General features: G+C 39.5%; 11 protein-coding genes. All 11 read right to left on the bottom strand.

The annotated features are described in order from the left end of the window. Window positions 1-219 precede the first annotated feature (219 nt). Window positions 220-564, bottom strand: a complete 345-nt coding sequence (locus tag IQ264_RS30325) for a hypothetical protein (RefSeq protein WP_193986059.1) — start codon at window positions 562-564, stop codon at window positions 220-222. 337 nt (window positions 565-901) lie between these two features. Then, window positions 902-1,204: a 2Fe-2S iron-sulfur cluster-binding protein gene (locus IQ264_RS30330; RefSeq protein WP_193986061.1), complete on the bottom strand. Its 303-nt coding sequence runs from the start codon at window positions 1,202-1,204 to the stop codon at window positions 902-904. Window positions 1,205-1,252: 48 nt separating this feature from the next. Then, the gene (locus IQ264_RS30335) at window positions 1,253-1,627 is read right to left on the bottom strand and encodes a HesB/IscA family protein (protein WP_193986063.1); all 375 of its coding nucleotides are present in this window, start codon (window positions 1,625-1,627) and stop codon (window positions 1,253-1,255) included. A 142-nt stretch (window positions 1,628-1,769) separates the two neighbouring features. Beyond that, window positions 1,770-2,519 carry a HesA/MoeB/ThiF family protein gene (locus tag IQ264_RS30340; RefSeq protein WP_193986065.1) on the bottom strand — a complete coding sequence of 250 codons (750 nt, stop codon included), beginning with the start codon at window positions 2,517-2,519 and terminating at the stop codon, window positions 1,770-1,772. Between the two features lie 147 nt (window positions 2,520-2,666). Then, window positions 2,667-2,981: a nitrogenase-stabilizing/protective protein NifW gene (nifW, locus tag IQ264_RS30345; protein WP_193986067.1), complete on the bottom strand. Its 315-nt coding sequence runs from the start codon at window positions 2,979-2,981 to the stop codon at window positions 2,667-2,669. A gap of 2 nt (window positions 2,982-2,983) precedes the next feature. After that, entirely contained in the window at window positions 2,984-3,211 is a 228-nt protein-coding gene (locus IQ264_RS30350; protein ID WP_193986069.1) for a CCE_0567 family metalloprotein, read from the bottom strand. A gap of 18 nt (window positions 3,212-3,229) precedes the next feature. Continuing rightward, the gene (locus IQ264_RS30355; RefSeq protein ID WP_193986070.1) at window positions 3,230-3,709 is read right to left on the bottom strand and encodes a NifX-associated nitrogen fixation protein; all 480 of its coding nucleotides are present in this window, start codon (window positions 3,707-3,709) and stop codon (window positions 3,230-3,232) included. 119 nt (window positions 3,710-3,828) lie between these two features. Beyond that, window positions 3,829-4,230, bottom strand: a complete 402-nt coding sequence (nifX, locus tag IQ264_RS30360; RefSeq protein ID WP_193986071.1) for a nitrogen fixation protein NifX — start codon at window positions 4,228-4,230, stop codon at window positions 3,829-3,831. 46 nt (window positions 4,231-4,276) lie between these two features. Further along, entirely contained in the window at window positions 4,277-5,584 is a 1,308-nt protein-coding gene (nifN, locus tag IQ264_RS30365; RefSeq protein WP_193986072.1) for a nitrogenase iron-molybdenum cofactor biosynthesis protein NifN, read from the bottom strand. A gap of 112 nt (window positions 5,585-5,696) precedes the next feature. Beyond that, entirely contained in the window at window positions 5,697-7,064 is a 1,368-nt protein-coding gene (nifE, locus tag IQ264_RS30370; RefSeq protein ID WP_193986073.1) for a nitrogenase iron-molybdenum cofactor biosynthesis protein NifE, read from the bottom strand. A 119-nt stretch (window positions 7,065-7,183) separates the two neighbouring features. Further along, window positions 7,184-7,519: a Mo-dependent nitrogenase C-terminal domain-containing protein gene (locus IQ264_RS30375; RefSeq protein ID WP_193986074.1), complete on the bottom strand. Its 336-nt coding sequence runs from the start codon at window positions 7,517-7,519 to the stop codon at window positions 7,184-7,186. Window positions 7,520-7,588: the final 69 nt, after the last annotated feature.

Below are 7,588 nucleotides of genomic sequence, written 5' to 3' on the forward strand. Positions count from 1 at the left end.
GGGGTTTGGGGTGGGGTGAATTAAGCGCATCTTCATAAAGAATTGGTATCACAATATAAAGATAAAAAAACCCTTGTTTTCTAATTTCAAAATACTTAACTAAATATTAGTATTTTGATTTAAAAATAATCAGGGGCTAGAAAAAATGATTGATTATGGCAATTATAGACTAATATATACTTTACTAAATCGACTCTGCAAAGTAAAGTAATTTAAATATTATTTAAAGTGTGTAGCAATCCAGTATAATTCCATCCATAAACGGGGGTTTTCTTGCTTCAATTGAGACAAAGGATCGCGCAATAATTTTGAAGCATTGAGACAAATTACATCTACTAATCCCATATTTTCGGCAATATCTTTGAGTAAACTTTTCTCACATTGTAATTCAGAAATTAGATTATCAGGACAATATATAGTGATATAATAAAAGCGTTTACGTAACCTTTTAACGGAAAATTCAACTACTTTTACATAGCAGCTTTGGAGTAATTTCCCTAATCGGGGGTGAATTCGATCGACTATCTTAGCAAACTCGTTACCTAAGTATTCTTCACTAATCATTTTATTGAGGTTAACACCGACAAGAGTGGGTAAATATTTTTAGGGTGTCATGCTTGAAGGAAGTAAAAGTTTTCTGAAAAGTACAGTAGACTGCTCAGGCATAATTGATGGATTTGTCATATTAAAACTAATTAGTAAATAAAGTAGTATTTCCAAACTAGTTAACAAATACCACCAAAAATGTTTCTTCATTTCATTCCCTCATCCATGCCAAATTGACAGTAAAATTGTTTTAGATTTGCGATCGCTATTCTCAAATCTAAAATGGGAATTTTAGAAGTCGTATAATTTACTTAAGGAACTACGACTTCTATCCAGAAAAAATGCGAAAAGGGTTTTAAACCAGATAAGCTTCTTGATGAGTCCGAATCGTACAATCAGAGCGGGGATAAGTAACACAAAGCAGTGCAAATCCCTTAGCCATTTGCTCGTCATCCAAGAAGTTTTGATCGGATTGATCAATTTCTCCTTCCATCACTTTTCCCACACAGCTAGAACAAGAACCTGCTCTACAAGAAGAAGGTAAATCTATATCTTGTTCTTCTGCTGCATCTAAAATATAAGTATCTTCTGGTACATCGATCGTTACTTCAGTTTTGGCTTTTTTGTTAATCAAAGTTACTTTGTAACTAGTAGTCATTTTCGGAACCTCAGACAATTTTTTAATTCAAGTAATTTGCTGATTCGTTTAACTGCAAGAAGTACCAGCAGGAGTGCAATCTCCCACCTTAAAAGACTTACCACAACCACAAGAATCAGTTGCATTAGGGTTGCTAAACTTAAATCCAGACTCAGTTAAACCATCAACAAAATCAATTTGAATTCCTTCTAATAAAGGCGCACTTGTTTTGTCAATGAAAAACAATACCTTGTCTTCTTCAAATACCAAATCATCAGGCGCAGATTCGCTAGTGATATTCATTTTATATTCATAACCACTGCAACCACCATCACCTACTGCTAATCTTACAGCTTTCCGAGGCGCACTTGGATCTTCTGCATTGGAAGCTCTTAAGAAAGTGCGAAGACGAAGTGCTGCTTTTTCGGTCAAAATAACGGTCATAAAATCTCCTTGAAGTGATAAGTAGGTGAACAGTAATTGATTCAAGAAAAACTGGGACTTTGAATTTAGTTTTCCGTGATGTTAATAGCGTGTAGCTTCCTCTGGTTCCCCCCTTATTAAGGGGGGCTAGGGGGGATCTCCACTAATGACTATGATTGCCACAAACAGGACAATTAGGGTCATGATAGGGGCGGCGTTTGGCAAAATTTAGCCTTCCCAAATCCATCGTCAAAAATTCAGATAATAGAGGCTTTTCAAAACCAGTAATTACCTTGATTGCTTCCAACGCCGTCAGACAAGCTAACGTTCCCGAAACTGCTCCCAAAACACCAAAACTGCGTCGATCCCAATCAGGTTTTTCGGGGAAAATACAAGATAAACAAGGAGTTTTCCCCGGAATAATTGTAGTTAGATAAGCCTCCATTCCATTCATCGCCGCCTCTACCATTGGCTTACGCCAACGCACGCAAGCAGCATTCAATAAATCCCGTTCTTCAAAGTTGTGAGCACAGTCAAGAGCGAGGTCTGCTTGTAATACTAAAGAATCCACATTTTCTGGGGTGACATATTCAGGAATTGCCTCAATTTCTACATTAGGATTGATTGCAGAAAGCGTTTCTTTTGCTTTGATAACTCTTGGTTTTCCTACCCAATCATCCGTCATTAAAATTTGACGGTTCATGTCATCTTGGCGTAAATCGCCACCCCGAACCAAGATTAGTCTACCAACTCCAGCCACCGCCAAATATAGCGCCGCCGTACCGCCTAATCCCCCTACACCTGTGACTAATACAGTCGCTTGGCGGAGTTTTTGTTGTCCTGCTTCCCCAAAATTAGGGAGCATCATTTGGCGATGGTAGGTTTCAATTTCCGTCGGTGTAAGGTTCAACATTTCAACTCCTGATATCGATTACTTAAATGCTTGGATTTATTCTTTGCGCCTAGAGGCAGAGCCTCTAATTTTCGTTCCCAGGTTGAACCTGAAAACGAGATTCGGGAGCTACGGATTGGTATCAATCATTGGAGTAAACGATATTACTTAAGATTCTAATTCTGAGAGCAGAACTACATTCTTGGGCTTTTCTTTGAACACTTTGAACAACTTTTGTTCAACCCCAGAAGAAGTGATGAATAAGTTATAGGAATCGATCAGAGCATCTTTATATCTTTCTAATTTCTCGTCATCACTATCAGAGGGAAAATTAGTATCGATTTCAGCCATTAGCTGAGAGAACTTCTTCAAAATGTGCAAGCGGTTGACATTTACCAATTGCTGATCGTAAGGGAGTTGGAAAAACTGAAAATATTGTTCAGCATCAGTGAGTTTGCGAAATTCAGTTAAACTCTGCGTCATTTTTATTGCTCCCGTGCTTTTAGTTGTTTCTTCAGTTTGTCTAACTCGCAATAAAGTTCGTAAGTTCTGGAAGCAACTTCCATGATTTTCTCGAAATCTGTTGGTAAACCTTCTGCTAAATCATGAAGTTCCATTTTAAGTTGTCCACCTTTACTATTGAGGCGTTTAATTTGAGTTTTTAATTCCTCAATACTGGGTTGGCTCGAAGTGGGAATATCAGCTTGCACCATAAAATTTTTCTCCCTTGATTAAAGCTGGGCAATATCCCCATGTTTCTTACCTAATTCAATGGCAGCTTTGGCAATTTTTTCGCCTTCAGCTATCAGTTTTTCTAAAGAGTCAAACCCGAAACGTTGGGCATCGCGCAGGGTTTTTGATACCAACAGTAAGCGACCGGAAAATACTAATACCCAGCCAAAACCTTCATGACTTAAATCGATCACAACCTGAGATAGTAACCCGGTTTCTTGTTCGATTAAAGATGCGATCGCACGATAGAAAGTAATAATTCTGGACTTAGTAATTGGATCGACTTCGCCGTCAACAGAAATCTTCTTTTTTTGCTCCCTGGTAACAATGTATGGTTTGAGAATCAACTCATCCGACCAATTACGGAAAGTACCATAAGGATCGTGGGCGCGGAGTTGACGGACTATTTCTTGGAGAAGTGGCGTAGTTTTAATTAACTCTTCAGCACTAACTTGGGGGGTAGTTTCCGTTGTTGTCATTGTACTTCGATTTCCTCTTGATTTAAGTATCTAGATTTACCAGTCGCCATGTAGGGGAGAAGCATTCGGATAACAATTTATTAACTCAAACCTTAGATTTAGTATCCGAATATTTCTCCCTATTCTGCTTCAAAATCTTGGACTTTTGTTTCCTTTTGCGCCAATGCTTTCCGCAACCAAGGTGGAGGACTTCCTTTTAAGGTTTCAACTAACCTTGTGAGGACATCATCAATTTCGTCTTCTTCAGTTTTTGACTTAATTGGAGTGACATTTTTGCGAATTAATCTCGCAGCTGCACTCCCGCCAATTGCTGAAACATAGACAATTGTGCAGTCAGCTAAAGCTTCTAGTTTAGGAACTAATTTATCCTCAGTTCCATCTTCTTTAAGGTCGCCTTCAAACTCTAGGGTATCTATTAATTTATAACCCTCTGTTGAAACCTCATAAACTGTCATTTGCTTTGCCCAACCAAAGTGAGCGTTAATATGAACTTTGTCATTTGTCGCAAATGCAATTTTCATAATTATACTCCTTTTTTAGATTAATTTATCAGAAGAATGGAAATATTTAATGTTGATGTTTGGTTTCTTCTTCTTCCAATAAAATGTTGCCTATTCGGAACAAAACCTCTTTGGTTCCGTTATAACCAACGGAAGAAAAGTGTCCGTTGCCTAAGCGATCGTAAATCGGTAAACCCTGACGATAGAGAGGTATCCCTAGCGTTTTACTAACTCTCTTTCCTTGAGAATTAGTAATCAACAAATCCGAACCAACTGCCAAATTTTCCAGGTCTTCTAAATCACCAATTGTCACAGATTCTACTGGTATTTCTGCTAATAAAGGTGACTGGGTAGTAGTAACAGCAGCTTGAATTTCTGCCCCCATTTCCTGTAAAAAACAGCTAGTTGAATACAACAAATCTGGTTCCAATCCCAAAGATACTTTCTTCCGTCCAAAATAGAAGTGAGTATCTAACATGGCATCTTGCAATTGTCCGCGTTGGCGACGATATTTTTGCGGGACAGGTTGCCCACTTAATTGAGATAATTTTACCAGAAAATCATCGACAACTTTTAACCCTGTCAGTCGGGGAAAAACTTGATATTGGGTGCCGAATCTTTGCTGTAAAATCTCTGCCGCGCCCCGCATACTTTCACCAATAGCTAAGGTAAAAGCAGAAGCACCTACAGTTTTTAATTCAGCAACACTTGTACCTCCAGTGGTGACAGCACTAAAATCACCATCAGTTAAGTGTCCATCAAGAGATTGAGAAAGGTCGGGAATTGCGATCGCCTTTAATCCAAAAGCAGATACAATCTCCTTAATCTCCTCCACATCCCCAGGTGCAAAAGCTGAACTCACCAAAATTGTGACTTGATCTTTTTGTGTTTCACTCTTTTGGGGAATCTCCTGAACAATAGCTTCTACCGCAGCAGCAAAACCATCTTGTAAAGCACCCTTAAAATCAGGAGTAGAAACGAAAACTAAAGGTAAATTATTGATACTTTCATGGCGTTTTTTAATCTCTTTGAGGATGCCTTCCATATCATCCCCTCTAGTTTCCGTTAACCCCGTCGTACAAAGACCAATTATTTCCGGTTTTGCCTTTTCCAACAAAGTTAAAATCGCCGTTTGAACGTTGTCTTCTCCCCCTAAAATTGTCGTTACTTCCGTCATCGCTGTAGTGCTTAAAGGAATCGCTTCTCGGAAGTGCCGCACCAACATTACTTTAGCAAAAGCTGTGCAACCTTGGGAACCATGAAATAAGGGCATCATTCCCTTCAAACCTAAGAAAGCTAAAGCTGCACCTAGCGGTTGAGATTGTTTGAGAGGATTAACAGCAACGGGTTTTTTGGGGTTAAGTACAGTAGCCATTTATTTCGGTAATTGGTAATAGATAGTTGGTAGTCGGTAATAGGTAGTTGGTAATAGTAATTGGTAGATAGAAAGGGAAATTACCCAATCCCCAATCCCCAGTCCCCAGTCCCTAATCCCAAGGTGCAAGTTGGCGTACTTGTTCCCAAATTGGACTGTGAAGTGCTTCGTCTAATTCCCTTGCCATTTCCACCATTCCTTCATAACCTGCGTAGGGATGATGGCGTTCTTGGTTAATATCAAGGAAAGGAATTTTTGCTTTTAAAGCTGTGTATTGATTCCGTCCTCCGGCAATTAACATATCTGCCTTTGTTTTCTCAATAACTCTCAGCAATTCAGCTGCATTTCCCTTTTCTAACATGATGCCATCTTTGCCCAACAATTCTTTAATTTTCGCCTTATCTTCTTCAGTACTTTTCTTTGTACTGGTGGCAACTACTTCCATCCCTAAATCTTTAGCAGCAGAAATAATTGACCAACTTTTTACACCACCTGTGTAAAGTACAACTCGTTTACCTTGTAACCGGGCGCGATAAGGTGCAAGGGCTTCATTTAGCTTTTCTGTTTCATCAGCAATTAATTGTTCCGTGCGTTTTTGTAAATCTGCATCGCCAATTTTTGCAGCAATATTTCGCAAGCAACGATTCATGTCGTCAACGCCGTAAAAAGATTCTTCAATGAAAGGAATCCCATACTTTTCTTCCATCTTTCTCCCCATGTTGATCAGTGCTTTTGAGCAGATCATCACGTTGAGTTTGGCGCGATGGGCGGTGCAAATTTCCTTGTAACGGGCATCACCTGTAATTTTTGCCAGAACGCGAATGCCTAACTTTTCAAATAAAGGTAGAACACCCCACATTTCCCCAGCAATATTGTATTCCCCAATCAAATTAATGTCATAAGGGGTAGTATATTCTGGTTCTTCTGTTCCGACAACATATTCTAATAATGATTCGCCACCGATGCGATTACCCAAGTTTTTGCTCCCAACAAAACCAGGGGAATTAACTGGAATTACCGGAATCCCAATCTTTTGGGAAGCTGCTTGGCAAACGGCATCTAAATCATCACCAATCAACGCAGTTACACAAGTTGAATAAACAAAAACCGCCGCTGGTTGGTAACGATTTTGTACATCTACAATTGCTTTATAAAGCTTTTTCTCACCACCAAAAATGACATCATTTTCGCCTAAATCGGTGGTAAAACCCATCTTGTAAAGACTAGGCCCTGAAGAAAGACTGCCGCGACTTCCCCAAGAATTTCCTGAACAAGCGATCGGACCATGAACCAAATGCGCTACATCTGTAACAGGTACTAAAGCAATACTAGCTCCATCAAAAGCACAACCACCTTGGGCAGCACCAGGTTGGGCTTGTTGTGTGCAAGATTTGTTCTTCTTTTGCCCATCTTTGTGGTGATTATGTTCGCAAGCTTTTTCGTTAAGAAGTTCGTTGATTTTACCTTGAGTAATTTTCATGACTCTCCTGGTAATTGGTAATTGGTAATTGGTAACTGTTGATTAGTTCTTGGTCATTGGTAATTGGTTTTTGGTAATTGGTTATTTCCGATTACTGATTACCGATTACCTATTACCCATTAACAGAGGTATTGGCTGACATCTTCACCGCAATCATCAGCAAGGTAACAAAGGGCGCGGAGGCGCAAAGAGACAAATTCGTAATACAGAGGATTTAATTTACAAAGAGGGGGGATATGAAAAGTGTGACCTAATAAAGTCACATCTCTTTCAAAAGGGCAGCAACAGGGAATAAATTTACAAAGAAAATGAGCTAATTTGCGATTCGCTTCGCGATCCCTGCGGGAATCGCTTACCTTTAAATTATCAACCCACTGCCGTAACGGAAATAAAATATCAAAACCAGGACGGCCTCTGGGAATCGGATGATCGTGATCGTGAGTAATAGTAGACATTGCGAGCAACAGTAGGTAAAGAGTGAAGAAGCTGGGATGTAGGGAAGCAGGGGTGCAGGGGTGCAGGGG

It is taken from the genome of [Phormidium] sp. LEGE 05292, from assembly GCF_015207735.1.
Taxonomy (GTDB): Bacteria; Cyanobacteriota; Cyanobacteriia; order Cyanobacteriales; family Aerosakkonemataceae; genus Floridanema.

Excerpts from the sequence above, each read along its gene's own strand:
- IQ264_RS30325 (WP_193986059.1), bottom strand. The coding sequence starts at position 564 with ATGATTAGTGAAGAATACTTAGGTAACGAGTTTGCTAAGATAGTCGAT.
- IQ264_RS30330 (WP_193986061.1), bottom strand. The coding sequence starts at position 1,204 with ATGACTACTAGTTACAAAGTAACTTTGATTAACAAAAAAGCCAAAACT.
- IQ264_RS30335 (WP_193986063.1), bottom strand. The coding sequence starts at position 1,627 with ATGACCGTTATTTTGACCGAAAAAGCAGCACTTCGTCTTCGCACTTTC.
- IQ264_RS30340 (WP_193986065.1), bottom strand. The coding sequence starts at position 2,519 with ATGTTGAACCTTACACCGACGGAAATTGAAACCTACCATCGCCAAATG.
- nifW (WP_193986067.1), bottom strand. The coding sequence starts at position 2,981 with ATGACGCAGAGTTTAACTGAATTTCGCAAACTCACTGATGCTGAACAA.
- IQ264_RS30350 (WP_193986069.1), bottom strand. The coding sequence starts at position 3,211 with ATGGTGCAAGCTGATATTCCCACTTCGAGCCAACCCAGTATTGAGGAA.
- IQ264_RS30355 (WP_193986070.1), bottom strand. The coding sequence starts at position 3,709 with ATGACAACAACGGAAACTACCCCCCAAGTTAGTGCTGAAGAGTTAATT.
- nifX (WP_193986071.1), bottom strand. The coding sequence starts at position 4,230 with ATGAAAATTGCATTTGCGACAAATGACAAAGTTCATATTAACGCTCAC.
- nifN (WP_193986072.1), bottom strand. The coding sequence starts at position 5,584 with ATGGCTACTGTACTTAACCCCAAAAAACCCGTTGCTGTTAATCCTCTC.
- nifE (WP_193986073.1), bottom strand. The coding sequence starts at position 7,064 with ATGAAAATTACTCAAGGTAAAATCAACGAACTTCTTAACGAAAAAGCT.
- IQ264_RS30375 (WP_193986074.1), bottom strand. The coding sequence starts at position 7,519 with ATGTCTACTATTACTCACGATCACGATCATCCGATTCCCAGAGGCCGT.